This window comes from uncultured Tateyamaria sp. (genome assembly GCF_947497045.1).
Taxonomy (GTDB): Bacteria; Pseudomonadota; Alphaproteobacteria; order Rhodobacterales; family Rhodobacteraceae; genus Tateyamaria.
This window is the reverse complement of sequence record NZ_CANMEU010000001.1, coordinates 329,636-352,183: the sequence shown is the minus strand read 5'-3', so window position 1 is coordinate 352,183 and position 22,548 is coordinate 329,636. Positions and strand designations below refer to the sequence as shown.

At 60.6% G+C, this 22,548-nt stretch carries 25 protein-coding genes; 8 read left to right on the top strand and 17 right to left on the bottom strand.

All coding sequences use genetic code 11. The features are described 5' to 3' along the window. Positions 1 to 57: 57 nt before the first annotated feature. A complete protein-coding gene (locus tag Q0859_RS01995; protein ID WP_299147195.1) occupies positions 58 to 630 on the top strand; it encodes a hypothetical protein in 573 nt (190 codons plus the stop codon). On the opposite strand, the gene zapE is transcribed toward Q0859_RS01995, so the two are convergent. Next, positions 627 to 1,682, bottom strand: coding sequence for a cell division protein ZapE (zapE, locus tag Q0859_RS01990; protein ID WP_299147194.1), 1,056 nt, complete (start codon positions 1,680 to 1,682; stop codon positions 627 to 629). The genes Q0859_RS01995 and zapE overlap by 4 nt on opposite strands. 138 nt (positions 1,683 to 1,820) lie before the next feature. Here zapE and Q0859_RS01985 point away from each other — a divergent pair, with 138 nt between their 5' ends. After that, positions 1,821 to 3,062, top strand: coding sequence for an MFS transporter (locus tag Q0859_RS01985; RefSeq protein WP_299147193.1), 1,242 nt, complete (start codon positions 1,821 to 1,823; stop codon positions 3,060 to 3,062). Between the two features lie 3 nt (positions 3,063 to 3,065). Here the strand turns inward: Q0859_RS01985 and Q0859_RS01980 are convergent, their stop codons facing one another. The 6 genes from Q0859_RS01980 to Q0859_RS01955 all read right to left on the bottom strand — a co-directional run bounded on the left by Q0859_RS01980 (position 3,066) and on the right by Q0859_RS01955 (position 7,799). Next, the gene (locus Q0859_RS01980) at positions 3,066 to 3,980 is read right to left on the bottom strand and encodes an alpha/beta hydrolase (RefSeq protein WP_299147192.1); all 915 of its coding nucleotides are present in this window, start codon (positions 3,978 to 3,980) and stop codon (positions 3,066 to 3,068) included. Continuing rightward, entirely contained in the window at positions 3,977 to 4,888 is a 912-nt protein-coding gene (locus Q0859_RS01975) for an ornithine cyclodeaminase (protein WP_299147191.1), read from the bottom strand. Before Q0859_RS01975 ends, Q0859_RS01980 begins: the two co-directional genes overlap by 4 nt. After that, entirely contained in the window at positions 4,885 to 5,505 is a 621-nt protein-coding gene (locus Q0859_RS01970) for an HAD family phosphatase (RefSeq protein WP_299147190.1), read from the bottom strand. The genes Q0859_RS01975 and Q0859_RS01970 overlap by 4 nt, the downstream gene beginning before the upstream one ends. Next, a complete protein-coding gene (locus Q0859_RS01965) occupies positions 5,502 to 5,951 on the bottom strand; it encodes a YaiI/YqxD family protein (protein WP_299147189.1) in 450 nt (149 codons plus the stop codon). The genes Q0859_RS01970 and Q0859_RS01965 overlap by 4 nt, the downstream gene beginning before the upstream one ends. Continuing rightward, on the bottom strand, positions 5,948 to 6,778 hold the full coding sequence (gene fghA, locus Q0859_RS01960; RefSeq protein ID WP_299147188.1) for an S-formylglutathione hydrolase: 831 nt from the start codon (positions 6,776 to 6,778) through the stop codon (positions 5,948 to 5,950). The genes Q0859_RS01965 and fghA overlap by 4 nt, the downstream gene beginning before the upstream one ends. Positions 6,779 to 6,875: 97 nt before the next feature. Next, positions 6,876 to 7,799, bottom strand: coding sequence for an AEC family transporter (locus tag Q0859_RS01955; RefSeq protein ID WP_299147187.1), 924 nt, complete (start codon positions 7,797 to 7,799; stop codon positions 6,876 to 6,878). 173 nt (positions 7,800 to 7,972) lie between these two features. On the opposite strand from Q0859_RS01955, the gene Q0859_RS01950 reads away from it, so the two are divergent. Then, a complete protein-coding gene (locus tag Q0859_RS01950; RefSeq protein ID WP_299147186.1) occupies positions 7,973 to 8,590 on the top strand; it encodes a TetR/AcrR family transcriptional regulator in 618 nt (205 codons plus the stop codon). 4 nt (positions 8,591 to 8,594) lie between these two features. Here the strand turns inward: Q0859_RS01950 and paaK are convergent, their stop codons facing one another. After that, positions 8,595 to 9,887: a phenylacetate--CoA ligase PaaK gene (paaK, locus tag Q0859_RS01945; RefSeq protein ID WP_299147185.1), complete on the bottom strand. Its 1,293-nt coding sequence runs from the start codon at positions 9,885 to 9,887 to the stop codon at positions 8,595 to 8,597. Then, on the bottom strand, positions 9,884 to 10,318 hold the full coding sequence (gene paaI, locus Q0859_RS01940) for a hydroxyphenylacetyl-CoA thioesterase PaaI (RefSeq protein ID WP_299147183.1): 435 nt from the start codon (positions 10,316 to 10,318) through the stop codon (positions 9,884 to 9,886). The genes paaK and paaI overlap by 4 nt, the downstream gene beginning before the upstream one ends. Positions 10,319 to 10,467: 149 nt before the next feature. Between paaI and Q0859_RS01935 the strand changes: the two genes are divergently transcribed. After that, positions 10,468 to 10,776 carry a DUF2794 domain-containing protein gene (locus Q0859_RS01935; protein WP_366523167.1) on the top strand — a complete coding sequence of 103 codons (309 nt, stop codon included), beginning with the start codon at positions 10,468 to 10,470 and terminating at the stop codon, positions 10,774 to 10,776. 84 nt (positions 10,777 to 10,860) lie between these two features. Here the strand turns inward: Q0859_RS01935 and Q0859_RS01930 are convergent, their stop codons facing one another. The 3 genes from Q0859_RS01930 to Q0859_RS01920 all read right to left on the bottom strand — a co-directional run bounded on the left by Q0859_RS01930 (position 10,861) and on the right by Q0859_RS01920 (position 13,478). Continuing rightward, positions 10,861 to 11,643, bottom strand: coding sequence for an NlpC/P60 family protein (locus Q0859_RS01930; protein WP_299147181.1), 783 nt, complete (start codon positions 11,641 to 11,643; stop codon positions 10,861 to 10,863). Further along, complete coding sequence (locus Q0859_RS01925; RefSeq protein WP_299147180.1) at positions 11,640 to 13,019, bottom strand: M17 family metallopeptidase; 1,380 nt, start codon at positions 13,017 to 13,019, stop codon at positions 11,640 to 11,642. Before Q0859_RS01925 ends, Q0859_RS01930 begins: the two co-directional genes overlap by 4 nt. A gap of 69 nt (positions 13,020 to 13,088) precedes the next feature. Further along, a complete protein-coding gene (locus Q0859_RS01920; protein ID WP_366523166.1) occupies positions 13,089 to 13,478 on the bottom strand; it encodes a hypothetical protein in 390 nt (129 codons plus the stop codon). Between the two features lie 160 nt (positions 13,479 to 13,638). Here Q0859_RS01920 and Q0859_RS01915 point away from each other — a divergent pair, with 160 nt between their 5' ends. Genes Q0859_RS01915 through Q0859_RS01905 form a run of 3 tightly spaced genes read left to right on the top strand, consistent with a single transcriptional unit; the run spans position 13,639 to position 15,616 of the window. Then, complete coding sequence (locus tag Q0859_RS01915) at positions 13,639 to 14,289, top strand: carbonic anhydrase (protein WP_299147178.1); 651 nt, start codon at positions 13,639 to 13,641, stop codon at positions 14,287 to 14,289. A 26-nt stretch (positions 14,290 to 14,315) separates the two neighbouring features. After that, complete coding sequence (locus Q0859_RS01910) at positions 14,316 to 15,287, top strand: sodium-dependent bicarbonate transport family permease (RefSeq protein ID WP_299147177.1); 972 nt, start codon at positions 14,316 to 14,318, stop codon at positions 15,285 to 15,287. Between the two features lie 17 nt (positions 15,288 to 15,304). Then, positions 15,305 to 15,616: a transcriptional regulator gene (locus tag Q0859_RS01905; protein WP_299147176.1), complete on the top strand. Its 312-nt coding sequence runs from the start codon at positions 15,305 to 15,307 to the stop codon at positions 15,614 to 15,616. Between the two features lie 238 nt (positions 15,617 to 15,854). On the opposite strand, the gene Q0859_RS01900 is transcribed toward Q0859_RS01905, so the two are convergent. The 4 genes from Q0859_RS01900 to Q0859_RS01885 form a co-directional block, all read right to left on the bottom strand. Beyond that, complete coding sequence (locus Q0859_RS01900; protein ID WP_299147175.1) at positions 15,855 to 16,058, bottom strand: hypothetical protein; 204 nt, start codon at positions 16,056 to 16,058, stop codon at positions 15,855 to 15,857. Between the two features lie 291 nt (positions 16,059 to 16,349). Next, positions 16,350 to 17,972, bottom strand: a complete 1,623-nt coding sequence (locus Q0859_RS01895) for a DUF4139 domain-containing protein (RefSeq protein WP_299147174.1) — start codon at positions 17,970 to 17,972, stop codon at positions 16,350 to 16,352. Positions 17,973 to 18,144: 172 nt separating this feature from the next. Beyond that, on the bottom strand, positions 18,145 to 19,167 hold the full coding sequence (locus tag Q0859_RS01890) for an aspartate-semialdehyde dehydrogenase (protein WP_299147172.1): 1,023 nt from the start codon (positions 19,165 to 19,167) through the stop codon (positions 18,145 to 18,147). Positions 19,168 to 19,235: 68 nt separating this feature from the next. Further along, positions 19,236 to 20,408, bottom strand: a complete 1,173-nt coding sequence (locus tag Q0859_RS01885) for an MFS transporter (RefSeq protein WP_299147169.1) — start codon at positions 20,406 to 20,408, stop codon at positions 19,236 to 19,238. Between the two features lie 106 nt (positions 20,409 to 20,514). Here Q0859_RS01885 and Q0859_RS01880 point away from each other — a divergent pair, with 106 nt between their 5' ends. Continuing rightward, positions 20,515 to 21,642 (top strand): DUF3095 domain-containing protein, encoded by a 1,128-nt coding sequence (locus tag Q0859_RS01880; protein ID WP_299147168.1) that lies wholly within the window; start codon positions 20,515 to 20,517, stop codon positions 21,640 to 21,642. Between the two features lie 103 nt (positions 21,643 to 21,745). Here Q0859_RS01880 and Q0859_RS01875 read toward each other — a convergent pair whose 3' ends face one another. Continuing rightward, complete coding sequence (locus Q0859_RS01875) at positions 21,746 to 22,525, bottom strand: HpcH/HpaI aldolase/citrate lyase family protein (RefSeq protein WP_299147167.1); 780 nt, start codon at positions 22,523 to 22,525, stop codon at positions 21,746 to 21,748. Between the last annotated feature and the right edge of the window lie 23 nt (positions 22,526 to 22,548).

Genomic DNA, 22,548 nt, shown 5'->3' with positions numbered 1-22,548 from the left:
TGGGTATAAGGCTGCAAACGACGCATTGTCACGACAGTCAGCTTTGGGGGAAGCGGTATGGACAGGCTGATCAGCAGGATAAGCGCGCTGTGGCAGAGCGCGTTGTCGCGGGACGATCCATCCCTGTCCAACATCAAAATGTTGTCGATTGCGGCGGTGTTTTTGCTGGTCACAATCGGGTTGATCGTGATGCAACCCGGCATCGATCCCGAGATGGATCAAGCCAGCGCCGAAGCCCCCCAACAACCACTGAGCGGAACGACTTCGGAGGTCACGCGCGCCGACGCCTCGCTTTTGGCGCTTGAGGCCCCCTCGGCCTCTCAGGCGGTCAGCCGACAGTTGCGCCAACCCATCCGATTGACAGATACGGACGCCAATCACAGCGATCTACGGGCGCTGACGGCAAATGTACTGGCAGGATTCGGGTATACCGCAGGGCCGGGGGATCGGTTCCATACGCTGCTCGTGCAGGCTCTGACCGAAGGGCAATCCAACGCCTATATCGACGCGTTGCTGAACACAGCCGCCGCCCGTGGAGAATTCGTGCCCCCCCGCAAGTTGCAAATGTCATCGGGCCGGATGGACACGAACAGGTTGCTGGCGGCTTTGGTGAACAAGGCGCAGAACTAGGCGGCCCAGGCGTCGCTTTGCATTTCGCGCAACCGCGATGCGGTGCGCTCAAATTCAAAGGTGCCTTCGCCCTCAAGATACAGCAATTCGGGCTTGTCCGCCGCTGAGCAGATCAGACGCACGCGCGCCTCGTAAAGCGCGTCGATCAGGGTGACGAAACGCTTGGCCTCGTTGAAATTGCTGCGCGACAGGCACGGGATGTCGTCGATCATAAGCACGTTGCACGCATCTGCAATCATCAGATAATCAGCTGGACCAAGGGGCTGCGCGCACAGATCGAAAAAGCTGGCCCGGCCTACACCGTTGCGAAACTGCGGAATGGTAACGGTGCGGCCCGTCACCTTCAATTCAAGCGATCCGGTCTGCCCCCCGGAAAAGGCGGCCCAAATGGCGTCCATTTCGCCGCGTGCCTGCGCGCCAAGTGGGGTAAAATAGGTGGTACTGCCAGTGAGGCGATCCTGCCGGTAATCGGTGGGCGAGGCGAGTTCCCACACCACCATCTTGTCCTTGAGTAATTCGATGAACGGCACGAAAAGCTGGCGGTTTAACCCGTCCTTATAAAGATCATCGGGAATGCGGTTTGACGTGGTGACGACGACGACACCAGCCTCGAACAGCGCCTCAAACAGACGCCCCACGATCATCGCGTCGGTAATGTCGTTGATCTGCATTTCGTCAAAGGCGAGTAGGCGCACGGATGCGGCAACGTCTGCGGCGACCGGGGCAATCGCATCATCCACCCCGCGTTTGCGCGCCGCGTGCATCGCTGCGTGGATTTCCTGCATGAAGGCGTGAAAATGAACGCGGCGGGCGGGGGCCTCGACCCGGTCGACAAAGAAATCCATCAGCATCGACTTGCCGCGCCCAACCCCGCCCCACAGGTACAGCCCCTTGGGCGGCTCGGGGGCCTTGCGAAACAAACCCCGCTTGACCGGTTCGGCCAAAGCCGCCCGGATGCGTTCAAATTCGGGCAAGACGGCCTCTTGCGCATCATCGCGCTGCAAGGTGCCTGCGGCCACAAGCGATTGATACTCGGTCAGTAAATCTGTCATCGCGTCATGCCTACCGCGCCAATGCCGATGTGAAAAGATCGCGCGGTTCAGGGATTGTGATGCGAGCCCAAAAATTCCTGATTTGACGGGGCGATTCCGTGATGACTAGTGTCGGTCTACCCCCGCCGGAGATGCCTTATGCAAGCCCGTATGCCCCTGTTCACGCCCGTTCTTCTGGTGGGCTGCTTTATCATCATGGTCAGCTTTGCGGTGCGGGCCTCGTTCGGGATGTTCCAGATTCCGATTGCGGATGAATTTGGCTGGCTGCGGTCCGAATTTTCACTGGCGATTGCGATCCAGAACCTTGCATGGGGGATCGGGCAGCCAATTTTTGGGGCCATTGCCGAAAAGATCGGGGATCGCAAGGCGATCGTTATGGGCGGGCTGATCTATGCCGCTGGTATGGTCCTGTCGGCCTACTCCACCACCCCGGCGGAGCATCAGGCCTATGCGTGGCTGGTCGGGTTCGGGATCGCAGGCACTGGGTTCGGGGTAATTCTGGCTGTGGTCGGGCGTGCCTCAAGCGATGACAACAGATCCATGAGCCTTGCCATCGCCACGGCGGCCGGGTCTGCGGGGCAGGTCTTTGGTGCGCCCGTGGCCGAATGGCTGCTTGGGATGATGAGTTGGCAAAACGTGTTTCTGGTATTTGCCGGCGTGATTTTGGCGATGCTTGCGACGCTGCCGCTGATGCGCGCGCCAATCACTGCATCCAGGACCGATCTGGAAGACAGTATGGGGCAAATCCTGATCAAGGCGTTCAAGGACCCGACTTATGCGCTTATCTTTCTGGGGTTCTTTTCCTGCGGCTATCAGCTGGCCTTTATCACCGCCCATTTCCCAGCCTTCGTAACCGAGGTATGCGGCCCAATCCTGGCCGGGAGCATGCTGCACACTATCGGGGTCACAAGCACGTCCGCCCTGGGGGCGGTGTCGATTTCACTGATCGGCCTGGCCAATATCGGGGGCACTCTGGCTGCCGGATGGGCGGGCAAACGGTATTCCAAAAAGTACCTGCTGGCGGGGATCTATACCGCCCGCACCATCGTTGCCGCCTTGTTCATCATCTACCCGATGACGCCGATGACGGTGATCGTCTTTTCCATCGCAATGGGGTCGCTTTGGTTGGCGACCGTTCCACTGACCAGCGGGCTTGTGGCCCATATTTACGGGTTGCGGTACATGGGCACGCTTTATGGGATCGTGTTTTTCAGCCACCAATTGGGATCGTTCCTGGGGGTGTGGCTGGGGGGCCGCATGTATGACGCGTTCGGGTCCTACGAACAGGTCTGGTGGATCGGCGTCGCCATCGGGGCGTTCAGTGCCATTGTGCATCTCCCTATTCGCGAACGTCCCTTGGGCACGCCGAACCCGGCCTAGCCGCTAACCCCGAGAGGTGCGCAACGCCTCAAGCACCTGTTCGGTGTGGGTGTGTATCAACGCATGCCCTGCCCCTTCGGCTACGACCTGTTGGGCGTTCGGGTTCCACTCGGCCAGCGTGTCGTTGCACGACAGTGGGATAACATCATCCTCGGCCCCCCAGATCGCCAGCACGGCCACCCCGGCCTGCGCGATGGCAGCGTGCTGGTCTTGGGTCGTGCCGCGCAAAAGACCACGCAAGCTGGCCAGCACCGCCGGAAAATAGCCGCGCCGCCCGGTTTCCCGCTGTTGCATGTCATAAACGCCCTCAACAGATGTGGGCAGCGTGCTGTCCCGTGCAATCCCACGGCGTACCTCAAACGGATAGATCAGCAAGAACAGCCAGTCGCCGATGATGGGCAGATCGCGGGCCAGCGCCAACTTGCCCCCACCCAGTTCGACCATGCCTGCGGGCGCGATCAGCACCAGTTGTTTGACCAGTTCGGGGTGTTTGGCGGTAAAATGCGTCGCAATCGCGCCCCCCATGGAATAGCCGAACACCGTCAGATCATCGCCAACCTGTTCATATCGCAGCAAGTCCAGCAATTGGCGCAGAAAGAAATCCGCATCCTGTGCGCCACGCACCCGGTCTGAATATCCGCGCCCGTAAAGGTCATAGACCAGCACCCGAAATCCCATGAGTGCCAGCCCGCGCGCCATACCCCGCCACACGAAGGACGGGGTGGTCAGACCGTGAATGCACACGGCGACAGGGCCGCGTTCGGGCCCCATCCATTCGTAATGTGTGGTGCCTTGGGACAATAGCGCCAGATCGCCCGGGGCATCGGCGCGGACCTTGTCGTCAACGCCGTTGCGCATCAGTTCGACCGTGACGGGGACAGCGATCAGCCCAAGCAGGATGACGACAAACCACGTCATTGCCCGCGCCACCGATCAAGGATGTAGCGGCTTGTCATCAGGTCCAGATGTGCCCCGCCCCCGTTCTTGAACAAGGTGATATCGTCCGGCGCGCGGGTGAACGCGGCCAGATCATAATAGTCCGCCTGAACGTGATCGCGGGAAATGGTGCCTGCCTCCAATGGAATCTTGATCTCGCCTATATGGTCGAGAGTGGTTTCATAACTGTCAACAAAGATGCGGGAAGCCAGCACGGCCGCATCATCCGCCTCGCGCATGTCGGGGCGGTATGCGCCGATCAGATCAATGTGCTGGCCGGGGCGCAGCCAGTCGCCCTTGATCAGCGGATCGGTGGACATTGTGGCGGATGTAACTATGTCCGCGTCCTGCACGGCCTGCGCCAGATCCTGCGCCACGATCATATCCGGGCAGATATCGGCCATGGCTTGCGCCTTGGCTATAGTCCGGTTCCAGATCGTGAAGGTCGCGTCAGGAAAGAGGGTGCGATAGCCGTTGTGCAGCGCATGGCCCACCGTTCCGGCTCCGACGATCAGAATGTTGTGGCTGTCAGGGCGTGCGAGGCGGCGCGCGGCAAGCAGGCTGTCCCCGGCGGTCTTCCATTTGGTGACCAGATGAAAGTCGATGATCGCCTCAAGCGTGCCGTCGATATCCGAATAAAGCGCGACACCGCCATTGACCATCGGCGTGCCCTTGGCCGGGTTGCCGGGAAAGATGGTGGCGGATTTCACAGCCATGCCCAGCCCGTCGATCCACGCTGCCCGGCTCAGCAACGTGTCGGGATCGCGGTACAAGAACGTATCGCCAATCTCGGCCCGGGGCAGATCGTGACCGGTGGCTAAGGTATCGGTCAGGCCGATCCAGTCCAGCAGCGCGTCGCCCTCATCGAAGGAGATGAAGGGGATTGTCATGCGGCTTCGGCTTGCGACAGCAGCCCTTCGGAGACCAGCCGGTCGGCCCAGCCCTGCGGGCCCTCAAACAGATGTGTGTGCCAACCCCGCGCGTCGGCGGCGGCAACGTTGTCTGCGCGATCATCCGCAAAGATCAGCGCATCCCCTGACAGACCGCTTGTTGCCTCAAGCATCTCATAAATCGTCGGATCCGGCTTGATCACCTGCATATGCCCCGAGATGAAATTACGATCGAACTGGCGCAAAAACGGATAGTGCGTGGCCGCATGGTCATAGCTTTGAATACCAAAATTGGTCAGCGAAAAGACGGGGATGCCCTTGGCCTGCAACGCAGCCATCAGCCGAACCGAATGATCAATCATGGGGGCCGCTATTTCGATCCATCGGTCGTGCCACATCCGTATTTCGGCGCGCCAGTCCGGGTATTGTTCAGCCGTGGCATAGATTGTGTCGGTAAAGTGGTGCCCCAGGTCGACTTTGTCATTCATCGCGTGCAGATCGACGGCAGCAAACATGGCGCGGCGGCGGTCTTCGCCGATGACGCGGTCGTAAAACCGCTCGGGGTTCCACTCGATCAGCACGTTGCCGATGTCAAATACGACTGCTTTGATCGTCATTTCGTGGCTGCCCTGAGTTCCCGCTCCAACGCGTCCAGAAAACGCGATCTGTCGGCTTTGGTAAACCCTTTGCCGCCGCCTTGACGAAAGGGGTCGGCGGCGCGCAGATCACTCATCAAATCGCGGGTGGCGAGCACGTTGCCGATGTTGGCGGACGTCAGCGCCTCGCCGTTGTGTTTGAGCACGCGCGCGCCGGCTTCGACGCATTTGGCTGCCAATGGGATGTCGCCGGTGATCACCACATCCCCCGCACCTGCGCGGTCCGCGATCCACATATCAGCCACGTCGGGGCCTTCGGCCACGATGATGTGTTCGACCAAAGGGTTCCGGGACGGGCGCAGCCCACCATTGCTGACAACTTTCATGGCGATCCTGTGCCGGGTGGCGACGCGCTCTGCCTCGGCTTTGACGGGGCAGGCATCGGCGTCGATGTAAAGCGTGGTCATGCCCACAAAGCCTCGGCATGGAAATTCACATGATCCTCCATGAAAGAAGAGACAAAGAAATAGCTGTGATCGTAGCCCGGTTGCATCCGAAAGGTCATTTGCTGACGACGGGCGGCGGTGGCTTCGGCCAGTGCTTCGGGCTTGAGCAGGTCAAGAAACTGGTCCTGCGTCCCGGTGTCGACCAGCATCGGGCCGTCAAACCCGTTTGCGCGCATCAGCAAGGTGGCGTCGTGGGGCGACCACAGCTCTTCGTTGTTCCCCAAATACTCAGAAAGTTGCTTGCGCCCCCAGTCACTGGCCGTCGGGTTGGTGATGGGCGAAAAGGCGGACACTGACCGGAAACGCCCCGGTAAGGACATGGCCATCGTCAGTGCACCATGACCGCCCATCGAGTGTCCGGTGATGGCCTGACGGTCCATATCAAGGGCGAAGGTTTCGCCAAGCAGAGCGGGCAGTTCATCCGTTACGTAATCCCACATCTGATAATGCGCGGCCCAAGGGTCTTGGGTGGCGTTCACATAAAAGCCCGCGCCCTGGCCCAGATCATAGCCTTCGTCATCGGCCACACCCTCGCCCCGGGGGGAGGTGTCGGGAAAAACGAGAGCGATCCCTTGCTCGGCCGCCCAGACCTGCGCGCCCGCCTTGGTCATCGCGTTTTCATGGGTGCATGTGAGCCCCGACAGATACCACAACAGCGGTACGGGCCCGTCGCGCGCCTCCTGGGGCAGAAACAGGCCGAATGTCATGTCGCAGGCGCAAGCCTTCGATCTGTGGGTATAGACCCCTTGGGTGCCGCCAAAGCAGGCGCTTTCGGATACAGTTTTCATGGGCTGTCCTTTCGTTGTCCTATCGCTATCGGGCCTCTGCGCGGGCAGCAACTGTCGGTTGCCTCCGGCGGGAGTTTATTTGGCAAGATGAAGAGGATCAGCTGATCCATGCGATGACGGCTGTGAGGGTGATCACGCTGAGTGCGGTTGAAACGAGGATTGCTGCCGACACTCTTTGGGGCGCGACTCCGTAATGCTGGGCCAGCATGTAGATGTTGCCCGCCACCGGCATGGCTGCACAGGCGATGATCATGGCTGCTCCGAAGGCTTCGACCTTGAACAGATAGATGGCGGAAAACGCCACCAATGCCGGGTGCAGCACCAGCTTGCAAAAGCTCAGCCAGCCTGCAATTTCGATCCGTTCGGCTGATTTCGAGGCGAGTGAAGCGCCGATGGCGAAGAGCGCACCAGGGGTGGCGGCCCCGCCCAGGATGTTCAGGAAATCGTTCATCGGGGCGGGGATTGGCAGTTTCAGCCCTGCCCAGATCAACCCCAGCCCCATCGCGACAATCATCGGGTTCTTGATGAGCCCGATGCCGATGGTGCGAAGGACGGCCGGTGACATACGCCCGTCCCGCCCTACGGTGATCAGGATCACGATCAGGCTGGAAAATACGATAAGGTCAGTGGCCAGCACCAACATCACGGGTCCAATGGCTTGCGGGCCAAAGAGCAGTGCAAGCATCGGCAAGCCCAGAAAACCCGCATTGCCGATCACGGCGCATTGCGCCTCGACCGCGTTTGTTTGCACATCAAGCCCGCGCAAAAACCCTACGGCTGTGGCGATCCCGTAAACAAACGCGGTCCCCCACAGATATGCGGCCACGAGCCGACCGTCCCAGACCTGTGCCAGTTCCAGATTGGCGGCAAAGCGGAAGATCATTGCCGATAGCGCAAAGTAGAACACGAATTTGGCGAGGTAGGCGGTCGCCTCCTGACTGAAAAACCGGGTGCGTCCTGCCCAATATCCAAGACCGATCAGCGCAAAGAAGGGCAGGGTTTTCAACAGGATCGCAAGCATGGATCAAGCGTATCGCGTGTGCACGACGCTATCCACCGCCGATCCGCTTTTGGAGTAAAGAATAGAGAACGCAGCGTCCTTTGATGTGTCCTGCACCGGCATCTGAGTGGAATTGTCTATGGAAACTGAACGGATCGGTTTATAAACCAAGTCCTTGCCAGACAGGACACCATATGAACGACGCCACCCTCATCGTCCGGAAGGGCCGCAAATTCGATCAGGTGCTTGAAGGGGCACGGGTCGTGTTCATGGCGGACGGGTTTGAGGGCGCGAGCGTGGACGATATCGCCAAAGAGGCGGGCGTCAGCAAGGCGACGCTTTACAGCTATTTCCCCGACAAGCGTTTGTTATTCATGGAGGTCGCCAATACCGAATGCGCCCGTCAAAGCCAGGCTGCCATCGACAACATTGATATGTCCGCCCCACCGCGCGAGGTGCTGAGCCAGGCGGGGCGTCATTTTTTGCGCTTTATCACCTCGCAGTTTGGACAGCAGGTGTTTCGGATCTGCGTGGCGGAATCGGATCGCTTTCCGGAGATCGGGCGTGCCTTTTACAAATCCGGCCCGGAACGGATGCGAGGCGAGATGGCGGCTTATTTTGCCGAATCCGTCACGCGCGGTGAGTTGCGGATCGACGATCTGACCTTGGCCGCGGATCAGTTTGGGGAACTGTGTAAGGCTGACCTTTGGCCCCGATTGATGTTCGGTGTTATCAACACCGTGAGCGAGGCTGACATTGACCGGGTGGTCGATGGTGCGGTTGAGACCTTTCTCGCCCGCTACGCGCGCTGATCCGTCAGCGATTATCGATGATACGCACCGCCTTGCCTTGGGAACGCGCGACACTGTGCGGAGCCCTCACATCGACCGTGACGCTGATCCCGATGCTCTGCTTGATCTGGTCACCCAGGGCGCTGGCCGCGTATGCTGCGTCCACGGACCCGTCTGTTGCCTCACACAGTACCCGCATCTGATCCATACGGTCGGGTTTGGTTAGCTCGATCTGGAAATGTGGCGCAAGGCCGGGGGTGGCCATCAGGCATTCCTCGATTTGCGTTGGAAACACATTCACCCCGCGCAGAATGATCATATCGTCAGATCGCCCCGTCACCTTTTCCATACGCCGCATGGACCGTGCCGTGCCGGGCAGCAACCGTGTCAGGTCGCGGGTGCGGTAGCGGATGATGGGAAATGCCTCTTTGGTCAGTGAGGTAAAGACAAGTTCGCCCATTTTGCCTTCGGGCACGGGTTCGCCTGAATTGGGGTCGATGATTTCGGGGAAGAAATGGTCTTCCCAGATGTGCAGCCCGTCTTTGGTTTCGACACATTCCATCGAGACGCCGGGGCCGATGACCTCTGAAAGGCCATAGATATCAACGGCGTGCATATCAAAGGCTTGCTCAATTTCACGGCGCATGGCGTTTGTCCATGGCTCGGCTCCGAATATGCCAACCTCAAGAGAGGATGTGCGCGGATCAATGCCTTGGGCTGCAAATTCATCCAGAACCGAGAGCGCATAGGAGGGCGTGACCGTAATCCCTTTGGGCTCGAAATCCGTGATCAAACGCACCTGGCGCGGGGTCATTCCGCCCGAGATCGGAATGGTCGTCAGCCCAAGTGTATCGGCACCCAGATGGATGCCTAGGCCGCCGGTAAACAGGCCATAGCCATAGGCGTTGTGCAGCAGGTCCCCCCGTTGCATCCCCGCCGCGCGCAGGGACCGCGCGACCACATCGCCCCAGTGTTTCAGATCGTTTTCGGTGTAGCCCACGACCGTAGGCTGCCCCGTTGTGCCCGAGGAGGCGTGGATACGTTTCACTTGACCGCGCGGTACTGCGAACATGCCGAAAGGGTAGTTGTCGCGCAGATCCTGTTTGACGGTGAAGGGGAATTTGGCGAGGTCGGCGAGGTTGTGCAGATCGTCCGGGCGCAGGCCCGCGCGATCGAAGGCGGCCCGGTAATGCGGGACATTTGTGTAGGCGTGCGATAGGGACCATTTCAATCGCTCAAGTTGGAGCGCTTCGATTTCGTCTCGGCTGGCGATCTCGATGGGATCCAGCATGTGTCTGGTTGGCGTGAGGTCTTTCATGCGCTGTCCTCGGGGAAATGGTGGCCTTTGATGGTGCGCGATAGCCCGCGGAACAGGGCGATTTGTTGGCCAGCCGCTCCGGTGACAGTGACGTCATAGGTGCCGGTCCGACCATGGCGCGCAACTTCGGTTGCTGTTGCGGTCAAGGTCTCGTCTGGTTGAGCGGGCATGAGGTAGGTGATTTGATTGGACTGGGCGACAGCGCGCGCGTTGTAGGTGTTGCAGGCGAAGGCAAAGGCGCTGTCGGCCAGCGTAAAGATGAAGCCGCCGTGGCACATGCCATGCCCGTTCAGCATGTCAGTGCGCACCGGCATTTTCAGGGTCGCCGTACCGGGGCCGATGGCGGCGATGTGCATGCCCAAAGACTGACTGGCGGCGTCATTGGCCCACATGATGTCTGCGCTGCGTTCTGCGCGGTCTTGCGGTGTCATGGCCCCTCATGCGTTTCCGAATATGTGGATGTTGCCCGTATTCTGTAACGCGTTCAAGCATTCGTAACGACCCCTCTTGAAATGTGTGTCGCACCGCGCGACTGTCCGGTATGACGTTGCATACGCCCCCCCCTTCAAACTCGCATGAGATGCCCAGCCCGCAGGTGGCGTTTCACCGCACGGAGCTGGCGGTGATCCTGTCGCTGTATGGGCGGATGGTCGCGGCGGGCGAGTGGCGCGATTACGGCATCTCCTGTTTGCGCGAGGTTGCCGTGTTTTCGGTGTTTCGCCGGACGGCTGAGACCCCGCTTTATCGGATTGAGAAGCGTCCCAAGCTGCGTGGGCGTCAGGGGATGTATGCGGTGATCGGTATTGGCGGTCAGATCCTGCGGCGCGGTCACGATCTGAAGACGGTCTTGCGGGTGCTTGAGCGCAAGTTGATCCGCGCGGTGGAGTGACCCGATTGTCCGCTTGCGCGGGGGCTATCTATTTTTGCTGATGAAGGGGCGTTGCCCCTTCAAACTTCCCCACGGTATTTTTGGTCAAAAGAAGGGTGTGATCCGTTTGTGGCTGGTCACGGGACCCGCCGTCCTGGCGATGCGGTCGAGGGCGGTTGTGATGTCTTCTTCGACGACCTGCATATGATAAGCATTGGCGTGTATCATGGTTGTCGGGCTGGTGATCAGCGCCACGTGCCCCTCCCAGAACAGCAGGTCGTTTTGTCGGTAGTCCTGGTCTGGCACGGGGATGCCGGTTTCAGCCTCTTGCTGATCGCTGTCGCCGGGGCAGGGCTGGTTTGCGGTTGTGAGCGCGATTTGTACAAGCCCGGAGCAGTCGATGCCGGCGCGTGTGTTGCCGCCCCACAGGTAGGGCGTGCCCAGAAACAGCCGTGCCGTGTCTGTTGGGTTCGTTGATGGCAGCGGTGTCAGTTGTGCTTTGGGCACGTGCCCGAGATGCGTTTCGACAAAGTCATCCGAGGTTGTGCGAGCCGTGAGCGCGGCCCCAAAGCTGAAAGCGGCGGTTTCGGGGGCTTTGATGGATGCCTTGCGGTAGGCATGTGCGCCCGGGCTTGTGATGTGATGCGTTGGGGGCAGTTGTGTCCCGATGCAGCGGCTTGGCACAAAGCCGATATAACCATCATGGGCGGCGCGAATGTAGGCATGCGTGTCGTCCTCGCCCATGACCGTCACATGCGCGCCGCACAAAAGCTGGCGGTCGCGCACGCCCCCGGGCATGCGGCACAGATCGACATGGGGCCACAGGATTTGGCCGGGCCGATCGAGACCCAGATAGTCTGGATTGGGTGTCGTTCGCGGATCACTCATGGTTTGAGAGCATCGGGCAGGGCCGCAAACAGCGCGCGGGTGCCTTGCCCCACACCCCCTTTTGTGCGGGCGGGCGCATCGCTTGGCTGCCAGCCGTAGATGTCAAAGTGCATGTAGGGTGTTTCGGTCACGAAGCGGCGCAGGAACAAGGCGGCGGTGATGGACCCGGCGAACCCGCCTTTTGGCGCGTTGTCGAGGTCAGCAATGCCCGGTTCGATCATCGCCTCGTAGGGGTCATGGAACGGCATGCGCCAGACGGGATCCGCTTGCGTGCGCGCCGCTGTTTCCAGCGCGGTTGCCACAGGATCGCTGTCGGTGAAATAGGGCGCAAGATCGGGGCCAACGGCCACGCGCGCCGCTCCTGTCAGTGTCGCCATCGAGATGATCAGATTGGGCTTGTCCTCATCCGCGAGTGCGAGCGCGTCTGCCAGCACCAGCCGCCCTTCGGCGTCGGTGTTGTTGATTTCGACCGTGAGGCCCTTGCGCGAGGTGAGGATATCACCGGGTCGGTACGCATTGCCTGCAACGCTGTTTTCGACTGCGGGAATCAGGACCCGCAATCGGATGTCCAGATCGGTTGCCATGATCATCTGTGCCAACCCAAGGACGGCAGCAGACCCGCCCATGTCCTTTTTCATCAACCCCATGGATGCTCCCGGTTTGAGGTTCAGCCCACCGGTGTCAAAACAAACGCCCTTGCCCACAAGCGTCAGGCGTGGCCCGTTGTTCCCCCACTGCATGTCAATCAGACGGGGGGCGCGATCTGCTGCGCGGCCAACGGTGTGGATCATCGGAAAGTTCTGCGCGAGCAGGTCGTCGCCCGCAATTATGCTGATCTGTGCGTTGAATTTTTCGGCCAGATCACGGGCGGCCTGCTCAAGATCCGGGGGGCCCATGTCGGAGGCTGGTGTGTTGATCAGGGTGCGGCTGAGGGCCTCGCCGTTGGCAATCGCCTCAATCCTTGTGGCGTCTGTGCCCTCGGGCGCGATCAACGCTGCTTTCATCGCGGACTGGTCCTTGTAGCGGTCAAACCGATAGGCAGCGAGCAACCAGCCGAGTGCTTCGACATCGCGTGTGTCGGCATCCAGTGTGTGTTTCAGATCGTAGGTGCCTGATGGTAATCGCGTGGCCCCGGCAGCCAGATGAAACCGGCCCCGTTTACGCGTGGCAGCGGTGCCATAGCCGATGGCGGCCACGCTTATCCCATCCGCACCGGGGCAGGTCAACGCCTGTCCGATGGCCCCTGTGAACCCCTGCGCGCTGGCCCAGTGTTTTACCGTATCGCTTTGCGTGTCGAGCCAAGGCTGCACTGCATCCTCGGCAAGCAGGTGCAAAGGGATGGCGGCGGCGTCGGGCGCGGCGAAGGTAAGTGGCATTTAGGCACCTTTTGATCATGTGATGCCTGCCAGCCTATCTGCTTTGCCTGCTGCTGCAAGGGTGCGGCGTCAGATGGTCACGTCCTGCAACTCCCATATGGCCGATAGCGACCCCTCACCCGTCCGCATCAACCGCCCCAGGGTGGCGGCAAGTGCGACCAGATCGCCCGTTTTTGCGCAAGTCGCAACATCACGGGCCACGCCGGCCAAAACCGTCATCCCGATCTGATCCGCAATCGCGATCAGCGACTTGCTGGACTTGTGCAATGCTCCAAGATCGCCCGCGCGGTACTGCCGGTCACAATGGCCCATACGCAACGCCAACTCCTCCATCGCGCGGCACACGACATCTTCGGCGCTGTCGGCATCCATCTGGGAATAAAGGGCACCCAAACGGTCTTGATCGACATGCACAGCCTCAGCCAATCGGATTTGAGTTACATTTTTCAAAACTATCACCTCTTGTCACACATTGTGGTCCGCCCCCACGGTTGAACCTGTGATGCCACAAAGACGGTTCCCAAATCGTTAGGGCCAAAGCGCCTTTTTGCTCGAATTTGCTGACAATTCCGGGTATTTACCGCCCCTAAAGCCACTCAGGGACAGGCCAAACCACACCATGCACAGGGTTAAACCGCTTCCGACATTTCTTTTGCAACGGTATCAGGGGTGGAAAGCGACCACTTATACCGAAAATTCCGCCTGGTATCGCCGCTTGGCTACTGAAGGACAGCGCCCGCGGGCGATGGTGATTTCGTGCTGTGACAGCCGGGTACAGGTCACGCAGATTTTCGGAGCGGATCAGGGCGAATTCTTTATCCACCGCAATATTGCCAACCTCGTTCCCCCCTATGAGCCGGACGGGGATCACCACGGCACCTCGGCAGCCGTGGAATACGCGGTGAATGTGCTCAAGGTCGCGCATGTCGTCGTGCTTGGCCACTCGCGCTGTGGTGGGGTGCAGGGCTGTATCGACATGTGCGAGGGACGAGCCCCCGAGCTTGAGGAAAAGTCCAGTTTTGTCGGGCGTTGGATGGATATTCTGCGACCCAAATTCAGCGAAGTCGCCGATATTCAGGGACCGGAGGACAAAGCCCAACGGCTTGAACAACTGGCCGTCGTGACGTCTATGGAAAACCTGATGACCTTCCCCTTTGTTGAGGAACGCGTGAACGACGGCTCGCTCAGCATTCACGGGCTGTGGACGGATATCGCGGAAGGCGGGATGAGCCAATTCATGGGTAAAACACTTGATTTTCAACCCGTCTAGGGCGCCGGTTGACTGAAAGGATCCGCATGGATCAAATCCTGAGCCTTGCGGCGACCAACCTGTTGTCGCCCATTATCCTCAGCTTTGCGCTTGGGGTGGCCGCAGCACTGGCGCGGTCCGATCTGAATATCCCCGAGGCGGTGGCCAAGGGCATGTCGATCTATCTGCTGTTCGCCATCGGGTTCAAAGGCGGGGTGAGTGTGGCCGATCATGGCATCGACGCGACGCTTGCCCTGTCGCTGATTGCCGGACTGATCCTGTCAGCCGTCCTGCCGCTGATTGCGTTTGCACTCTTGCAGGTGATGAGCGGGCTGAGCCGATTGGATGCCGCTGCGGTTGCGGCGCATTACGGCTCGATCTCGATTGTGACCTTCGTGGCGGGCACATCGGTGCTGGAAAGCAGTGGAATTGCCTCTGAAGGGTACATGGTTGCGGTTGCCGCGGCGATGGAGGCCCCGGCGATCCTGTCTGCCCTCTGGCTGATCTCGCGCGGGGGCGATGCCCGCCGGATGGACAAGGACCTGATCCGCGAGATCATGCTGAACGGCTCCATCGTGTTGCTGGTCGGCAGCTTCGCCATCGGGTGGATCACGGGGGCCGAAGGACTGGCCAAGATCGAGGCCTTTATCGTGTCACCCTTCCAGGGGGTTTTGTGCCTGTTCCTGCTGGATATGGGGCTGGTCGCGGGGCGTGGATTGCGCGGCGGGTCGGGGGTGTTGAAGCCGGGTGTACTGGCCTTTGGGGTCGTGATGCCGCTTGTGGGCTCGGCCCTGGGCCTTGGCACGGGGCTGGTATTGGGGCTGAGTACGGGCGGGGTCGTGCTGTTCATGGTGCTGTCGGCTTCGGCCAGCTACATCGCGGTGCCTGCGGCCATGCGGGTTGCCCTGCCCGAAGCGAACCCATCGATTTACCTGACGTTGTCCCTCGGGGTGACATTCCCGTTCAATCTGACGCTTGGGCTGCCGATCTATGTGGCTGTGGCCAGCGCACTGACCTGAAGGAGCACCACACCACCATGCAGACGCACAAAGCCAAACGGGTTGCCATCATCATCGAACTGGTCATGCAAAGCCGTCTGACGGATGCGCTGGAAGGGGCTGGGGTGACCGGATGGTCGGTGCTGCCGGTGCTGGGCGGATCAGGCCGGTCCGGCGGGTGGAGCCGCGAAGGTCAGGTCAGCCGGGGTACAGGAATGGTGCAGGTCGTCTGCGTGATCCGGCCCGACCGACTGGATGCATTGCTGGACGCCGCATTTGCGGTGGTGGATCGTCATATCGGGATCGTGTCGATCAGCGACTGCGAAGTCGTGCGCGCCGAACGGTTCTGATCCCGCCGCAGGGCGAAAAAAAGAGGCGGCGCACCGCTGTCCGGTCCACCGCCTCGCCACTCGTTACCCCACTTTATCCATACGCCACGCACCTCAACGTTTGTTACCCAAATGCGTATGGAGTTCTTGTCAGGCCGGTATGTGATCCGAGCCTTGATTTTTTATTGCTTGAAAATCCTATGGCCCGCCGCGCCCGATCAGAGTGGCGCGTGATGTCGTGCGCAGGCCTTGCTTGATCTCAGGCACACATAGGAAGGCTTACTGCCGTGAAGCGGCGCGGCTTGCGGCGCTGCACCTTGGCGCGCTTTTGCAGCGCCGGGCGGGCCAGGTCAGCGGCGAACAGATCGGCCACCTCGTCCCGTGTCACTTGCGACCGATCATCGTCAGCGCGGTCAGTTGTTTCAGTCTTCGATCCGCGGATCAGCGTCATCATCCAGTTCATCATCATAATCCCACTCACCTTTATGTTGTGCATCAGCCTCGGTGCTGACACTTTCCCCGGCCCCCCGACCGGTTTGATGAGACTGGTATGACAGGCGCAAATTACTGATTTCTTGCGTGATCCGCGCGAGTTTTAACGATCAGGTTTAAGGTTCAGGATTTATTTTTATATCAATAGCTTAGACGTCGATAAGATATAGATAAAACTATAACCAATGCCGCATCCGAGGATGCGGCAGGCTTACGCCGGATTTTTGTTAAGCAGATAGAAACCAAGAATGGGCAAAAACAGCTATCTGAGAATCATGCCCTCGGGCCATCTCAGCTCGGTTTGCAGCGCAATGGACTGGGTTTCGCCAGCGGCCAGCGTCAGGTCCCATTCAAGGATACCGCGCTGGTCGTCTACCGCAGTGTCATCCGGCGACGGCGTGGCACTCCAGTCGATCACAAGATCCTCCTGCTCCGAAAAGGGCACGGCGTCGCGCAGGGTGACATCCCATGCGCGGTCGGTCAGGTTCTCGATATCGATCCGTATCTCCTCGCGTTGTTCGTTGGAGCGGGTGATGATGCCCCGATCCCCCTCGTTGCGGTCAAGCACGGTCCGGGTCAGGCGGAGACCTTCGATGCGGCCAAAGAAGATGTCGGCCGTGTCGTTGGGCGGGAGCGCGTCAAGATCAGCCGCCCCGACCAATTGCGTGCCCACGTAAAGCAGCGCTTCGCCGGGCAACAGGATTTCGGGCGATGTGTTTTCGAATTCCACCAGTCGATAGGCGGTGTCGTCGAGGGCAGGCACGGCGCGGGCTGTCAGGGTAGCATCAAAGTCGAGGGTGTCGAGGGCGATCTGCACCGCGTCGCTTTGGGCGGGAATGGAGACCGTGCCGGGCAGCGTGTAGCTGACCCCGACCCCGGAAAAATCGGCGGTGGCGGTGGCCTCTTCCACTATAACAGGTGCCTCCATGATCGGCGAGGCCATATCCGCCACACCCGATTGCGCGCGCAAGCGCGAGAATGTCTCGGCCTCTTCCTTTGGATCGATGATGCGGCGGCGCAAGGGGCGCAAGGTGCCGGGTTCGGATCCTTCAAACGGCGAAAGGGTCGACAGGGTCAGGCTGATATCGGTCCAGTCCTCCGCCGATGATTGGGTGACGCTCGCGCCGCGCTCAATCATCAGCGTGTCATCCTCAGCCAGCACCACGCGGTAAGTCGGGGCCCACTGCACGAAATCGCTGATGTAATTGATCTCCAGCGTTGCAGACCCCGCCTGTTCCACCGTGACATTGAGAGTCAACGTGGCGGGCTGCGTGTTGGACGGCGTCACAGCGCGCAAGGCGGCTTCGGCCTCACGCAGGGCAAACTCGAGGTCATCGCGATCAGCCCGCAAGGTGCGCGCCTCGGTTTCGGCAGCGCGGATGGCAGCGCGGGCGGCTGTGCCGTCGCTTGCGATCAACTGACCGATGGCACGCAACGTGTCCACGTCCGTTCCGGTCTCATCCGGCAGGGCGATGCCATTCAGGAATGCGATCTGATCCTGCGCGGCATCGCCTTTGGCAAGGGCAAGTGCGATCTGATCGTCACGTGCGGCCAGCGCCTCAGCGGCCTGATCGCGCGCCTCTTTGGCGGCCAGCCAGGCTGGCGTGCGCGGTGCGCGGTAGGGTTGATCAGGTGCCTGCGTCCATTGGCGCGCCGTGATCACAGCCCCTTGCAGGCGGATATCAATCGCCTCGGGCCATACGTTCGGGTCCATGTCTGCAATGCGCAGGATGTGCTGGCCTGCGGGCAGATCAACGCTGGTGCGTCGGGTGACCTGCGCACCGCTGGCATAGGCCGTGACCGCGACAGGCGGCGCGTCCAGAGTGAAGGTATCGGCAAGGCCGGGCAGGGGGCACAGCAGCAAAGCAACGGCAAGCAAACGCATGGAACAGCACCTTTCGTCTTCGAGGTCGTGGACAGGGTGCATGCAACAGCGACAAAGGGAAAGGGAAATGATCGCGCAGGTTTGGCGCAAGCGCGCGTGAAAAAGGCGGAGGACACCTCCGCCTTACCCCGTCACGTCGGCCCGTAAGGCGGAGGTGTCCTCCGCCCCGCCCTCAGCCTTTTTGCAGCACCCGCGTGCCCAGCAGCTCGGCAATCTGAACGGCATTCAGGGCCGCACCCTTGCGCAGATTGTCCGAAACGCACCAGAAGTTCAGCCCGTTGTCGATGGTGCTGTCCTGCCGGATCCGGCTGATGAAGGTGGCATAGTCACCCGCGCATTCCACAGGCGAAACATAGCCCCCATCCTCGCGCTTATCGATGACCATGATGCCCGGGGCCTCGCGCAGAATATCGCGAGCCTCGTCTTCATCGAGGAAATCCTCGGTCTCGATATTGACCGCCTCGGCGTGGCCTACAAAGACGGGGACGCGCACACATGTGGCCGTGACCTTGATGGACGGATCGACGATCTTCTTCGTCTCCACCATCATCTTCCACTCTTCCTTGGTGGTGCCGTCTTCCATGAACACGTCGATCTGCGGGATGACGTTGAACGCGATCTGCTTCTGGAATTTCTTGGGGGGCACATCCGAGGTCGGGTTGTAGATCGCCTTGGTCTGGTCCCACAGCTCGTCCATGCCCTCTTTGCCCGCGCCGGACACGGACTGATAGGTGCTGACGACGACGCGCTTGATGGTTGCGCGGTCATGCAGGGGTTTCAGGGCCACAACCATCTGCGCGGTCGAGCAGTTGGGGTTGGCGATGATGTTCTTCTTGGAATAGCCCATGATCGCATCGGCATTCACTTCCGGCACGATCAGGGGTACGTCCGCGTCATAACGGTAAAGCGACGAGTTATCGATGACCACGCAGCCGGCCTCGGCGGCGATGGACGCATATGTCTTGGTCGCGTCCGAGCCGATGGCGAACAGGGCCATATCCCAGCCCGTGAAGTCGAATGTGTCGATATCCTTGGTCGTCAATGTCTTGTCACCGAAGGATACTTCGGTCCCAAGCGAACGGCGGCTGGCCAGTACGGCCAATTCGTCCACTGGAAACTGGCGCTCGGCCAGGATGTTCAACATTTCACGGCCCACGTTACCGGTGGCACCCGCGACGACGACACGATACCCCATGCGACTTCTCCTTTTTGGGTAGGTGAGGGCGCTTTATACGCAATAGCCGCGAGGGGAAAGGGGGCGGTTCAGCCCACGTTGTCACGGCTGCGTGCATAGGGGATCAAGCTCAGCGCAAGGGCCACACCGATAAAGGCAAAGACGGCGACATAGGGCGCGCCCGGGTCACTGCCAGCGGCGGCCGTGTGAATGCGCCCGGACGCAAATTGCATCACCCCCACGCCCCCGATCCCAAATAGGTTCATCAGCGTCACGCCTCGTCCCGTCAGATGCGCCGGGAAAAAGCTGCGCCCATGGGCGACAATGACGGGAAAGGTGGCTCCGAAAAAACCGATCCCGGCCATCAGCGCAATTGCAAGGATGGGGGACACGTCGACCCAGACAGCAAGGGCAAGTACGCAGGATGCCGTCAGCGCATTGCCCGCAAAAACCACCCATTTTCGCGTTCCCAGGATACGATCAAGCGGGCCGTAAGCCACAACCCCTGCAATCATGGCCACGCTCATCACCAAAGAGGCTTGGCCAATCTGGCTGGTGCTCATCTCGAACACATCGCGCAGGTACGGACCAATCCAAAGGCCGCGCACAGCGCCAGCCGGAACATAGTTCATCGCCGCAAGCGGAATGATCAGCCACAACACAGGCAGGCGGAGGAGGTCCATCAGGCGACCCTCCACCGTGCCCGTCACCTTGGCCGGATCACGCACGGTTGTAAGGATACCAAGGGCGATCACCCCCGACAGGGCGGCAAGCCCCCAAAGGGCTGCACGCCACCCGATCGTGTCCGCAGCAAAGGCCAGCGGGTAGGATGAGATCAGATTGCCCACCGTTCCCACACCAATCATCAGCGCCGCGAGGGTGGCGAAGCGTGCCGGTTCAAACTCGCGCGCAAAGATATAGAAACTGGCCATCAACACGGGTGAGCAGCCCACCCCGATCAGTATCATTGCGGCATGGATATAGAGGGGGCCCTGCGCAACTGCGAACAGGGCAGCGCCACCCGCACCTCCAAAAAGGAACAGCCACCCGGCGGTGCGGCGGGGCCCGAGACTGTCCAGCGCAATGCCCACGGGGATCTGCATGGCGGCAAAGGCGAGGAACCACAAGCCCGACGCGGTGGCCAGAACATCCGGGCCAACGCCGAGGTCGGTGCCCAATGGGGCCGTGAGCACGGCCAAAAATGCGCGAAAAAACTGGCTCAAGACATAGGCCAGGGCCAACAGGGTCAGTCCAGCTTTCATGGGGGTCTCCAATCTGGGGCATGGGGTGGCATGGGCGGGGCGGCTGCGCAAGCCTCATTGCCGATTGTTGGGGGCGTGTTAGGGTCCAATATGAAAGAGGGGATGCATGTTTTACGATGATCTGCCGCGGCGTGCGGCCTTTTCCGAATTGGCGGACCCAGTGCATTACGACCCGCTGCCTGACGATTGGGTGGTGGGAACGTCTGATATTATCGGGTCAACAGATGCGATTGCGGCAGGAAAGTACAAAGTGGTGAATATGATCGGGGCGGCCGTGATCTCGTCCCAGATCAACGCCGCAAACGGGCGGGCGTTTCCGTTTGTCTTTGGCGGGGACGGAGCGGCGTTCGCGCACCCACCCGAGTTTCGCGCACAGGCAGAGGCTGCGCTGGCAGCGGTGCAAGTCTGGGCGCGGGCAGAATTTGACATGGGGCTGCGGGTGGGGCTGTTCGCGGTCTCGGATATACGGGCGGCCGGGCACGAGGTGGCAGTCGCCCGTCATTCGGCGTCTCAGGGGGTGGATTATGCCATGTTCACCGGAGGCGGGGTCAGTTGGGCCGAGGATCAGATGAAAGCAGGGATCGAAACGGTGGCCGAGGCACCCGCCGGCACGCAACCTGACCTCACGGGCCTGAGTTGCCGGTGGAGCCATATGAAGGCCCAAAGCGGGACGATCCTGTCACTGCTCGTGCAACCGGGGCAAGGTGTGGATGCGGCAACCTTCAGTGTGGTGGCGCAAGACGTGCTCGACATTGTGCAAACCCTCGACCGAGGCGGGCATCCGTCACCACCCGAGGGGCCGGGAACGGGCTGGCCGCCGCCCGGAGCGGTGCTAGAGGCCCATGCGAGCCGGGGGGATATGCCACTTGCCAAACGGCGTCGTCAAATTCTGTTTGAAACGGCAATTGCGTGGGTGCTGCTCAAGACCAGGATCAAGCTGGGCGGCTTCGACCCGGCCCACTATCAGCGAACTGTGGGCGCAAATGCGGACTACCGCAAGTTCGACGATGGGCTGAAAATGACAATTGATTGCGACACCGCGACTGTGGCGCGACTGACAGAGATCCTTGAACGCGCGCGCGCAGCAGGCACGATCAAATACGGCCTGCACACCCAGGACGAGGCGATGATGACCTGTATTGTACCCTCCATCATGGACGACACGCACGTGCACTTCATCGACGGTGCAGCGGGCGGCTATACCCAAGCCGCCATGGGGATCAAAGGGGGCTGACGGTGCAGTAGGACTGTCTTTCCTTTCGCCTTAAATACCTCGGGGGTCCGGGGGTGGAACCCCCGGCCTGTCGCCGCAGCGCCAGCGCGGCGAAACCACAGCGCTAGCGCGTAACTTTGCCTTTCCAGGTCGCCGCCAAGCTGCGCAACTGCTTGGCAAGGATTAAAAGGTCAATGCCTGTAGCAACAAAACGTGCGCCCCAATCGAGGCAATCCTGCGTCATCTCGGGCGTGGTGGCGAGGACGCCGGGGGCTTTCCCCGCCGCCTCAATCCTCTGAAACGCATCCTTGATGGTCGCCTGCACATCCGGATGGGTCAGATCGCCCATATGACCCATGTCAGCCGACAGATCAGCAGGGCCGATAAAGACGCCATTGATGCCTTCGACTGCGAGGATCTCGTCAAGATTGGCGATGCCCGCCCGGTTTTCGACCTGCACCAGCAGGCAGATCTGATCATCCGCGGTCTGGCCGTAATCCGTGATCGCGCCGAACCGGCTGCACCGGGCCCCGGAATACCCCACGCCGCGGTGTCCGGTCGGAGGATAGCGCATATCGCCAACCAGTTGGTGGGCTTGTTCCGCACTTTCGACCATGGGCACCAGCACGGTCTGCGCGCCTGCATCGAGGACCTGTTTGATAATCCATGTTTCCGAACTCGGAACGCGCACAGCCGCGTGGCTGTCGGAAGCTTGCAGTGCCATCAGTTGCATCCGTATGCGCGAGATGTCGTATGGTGTGTGCTCCCCATCGATCAGCAACCAGTCGAACCCGGCGGTGCCCGCGATTTCGGTTGCGAGGGGGTCACCGAGAGACAGCCAGCAGCCAATGACGGTTTCACCGTTGTTGATTGCGGCCTTGAACGGGTTGTGGGGGGCGGGCATGGGCATCTCTCCTTGTGGTGTTG

Bases quoted from the DNA above. Each gene is read 5' to 3' on its own strand.
- Q0859_RS01925 (WP_299147180.1), bottom strand. From the start codon at position 13,019: ATGCCACTTACCTTCGCCGCGCCCGACGCCGCCGCCATCCCTTTGCAC.
- Q0859_RS01880 (WP_299147168.1), top strand. From the start codon at position 20,515: ATGTTTTACGATGATCTGCCGCGGCGTGCGGCCTTTTCCGAATTGGCG.
- Q0859_RS01885 (WP_299147169.1), bottom strand. From the start codon at position 20,408: ATGAAAGCTGGACTGACCCTGTTGGCCCTGGCCTATGTCTTGAGCCAG.
- Q0859_RS01890 (WP_299147172.1), bottom strand. From the start codon at position 19,167: ATGGGGTATCGTGTCGTCGTCGCGGGTGCCACCGGTAACGTGGGCCGT.
- Q0859_RS01895 (WP_299147174.1), bottom strand. From the start codon at position 17,972: ATGCGTTTGCTTGCCGTTGCTTTGCTGCTGTGCCCCCTGCCCGGCCTT.
- Q0859_RS01985 (WP_299147193.1), top strand. From the start codon at position 1,821: ATGCAAGCCCGTATGCCCCTGTTCACGCCCGTTCTTCTGGTGGGCTGC.
- Q0859_RS01910 (WP_299147177.1), top strand. From the start codon at position 14,316: ATGGATCAAATCCTGAGCCTTGCGGCGACCAACCTGTTGTCGCCCATT.
- Q0859_RS01935 (WP_366523167.1), top strand. From the start codon at position 10,468: ATGCCCAGCCCGCAGGTGGCGTTTCACCGCACGGAGCTGGCGGTGATC.
- Q0859_RS01930 (WP_299147181.1), bottom strand. From the start codon at position 11,643: ATGAGTGATCCGCGAACGACACCCAATCCAGACTATCTGGGTCTCGAT.
- Q0859_RS01915 (WP_299147178.1), top strand. From the start codon at position 13,639: ATGCACAGGGTTAAACCGCTTCCGACATTTCTTTTGCAACGGTATCAG.
- Q0859_RS01970 (WP_299147190.1), bottom strand. From the start codon at position 5,505: ATGACGATCAAAGCAGTCGTATTTGACATCGGCAACGTGCTGATCGAG.
- paaK (WP_299147185.1), bottom strand. From the start codon at position 9,887: ATGAAAGACCTCACGCCAACCAGACACATGCTGGATCCCATCGAGATC.
- Q0859_RS01965 (WP_299147189.1), bottom strand. From the start codon at position 5,951: ATGACCACGCTTTACATCGACGCCGATGCCTGCCCCGTCAAAGCCGAG.
- Q0859_RS01875 (WP_299147167.1), bottom strand. From the start codon at position 22,525: ATGCCCGCCCCCCACAACCCGTTCAAGGCCGCAATCAACAACGGTGAA.
- paaI (WP_299147183.1), bottom strand. From the start codon at position 10,318: ATGACACCGCAAGACCGCGCAGAACGCAGCGCAGACATCATGTGGGCC.
- Q0859_RS01975 (WP_299147191.1), bottom strand. From the start codon at position 4,888: ATGACAATCCCCTTCATCTCCTTCGATGAGGGCGACGCGCTGCTGGAC.
- Q0859_RS01905 (WP_299147176.1), top strand. From the start codon at position 15,305: ATGCAGACGCACAAAGCCAAACGGGTTGCCATCATCATCGAACTGGTC.
- Q0859_RS01950 (WP_299147186.1), top strand. From the start codon at position 7,973: ATGAACGACGCCACCCTCATCGTCCGGAAGGGCCGCAAATTCGATCAG.
- fghA (WP_299147188.1), bottom strand. From the start codon at position 6,778: ATGAAAACTGTATCCGAAAGCGCCTGCTTTGGCGGCACCCAAGGGGTC.
- Q0859_RS01980 (WP_299147192.1), bottom strand. From the start codon at position 3,980: ATGACGTGGTTTGTCGTCATCCTGCTTGGGCTGATCGCTGTCCCCGTC.
- Q0859_RS01995 (WP_299147195.1), top strand. From the start codon at position 58: ATGGACAGGCTGATCAGCAGGATAAGCGCGCTGTGGCAGAGCGCGTTG.
- Q0859_RS01900 (WP_299147175.1), bottom strand. From the start codon at position 16,058: ATGAACTGGATGATGACGCTGATCCGCGGATCGAAGACTGAAACAACT.
- Q0859_RS01955 (WP_299147187.1), bottom strand. From the start codon at position 7,799: ATGCTTGCGATCCTGTTGAAAACCCTGCCCTTCTTTGCGCTGATCGGT.
- zapE (WP_299147194.1), bottom strand. From the start codon at position 1,682: ATGACAGATTTACTGACCGAGTATCAATCGCTTGTGGCCGCAGGCACC.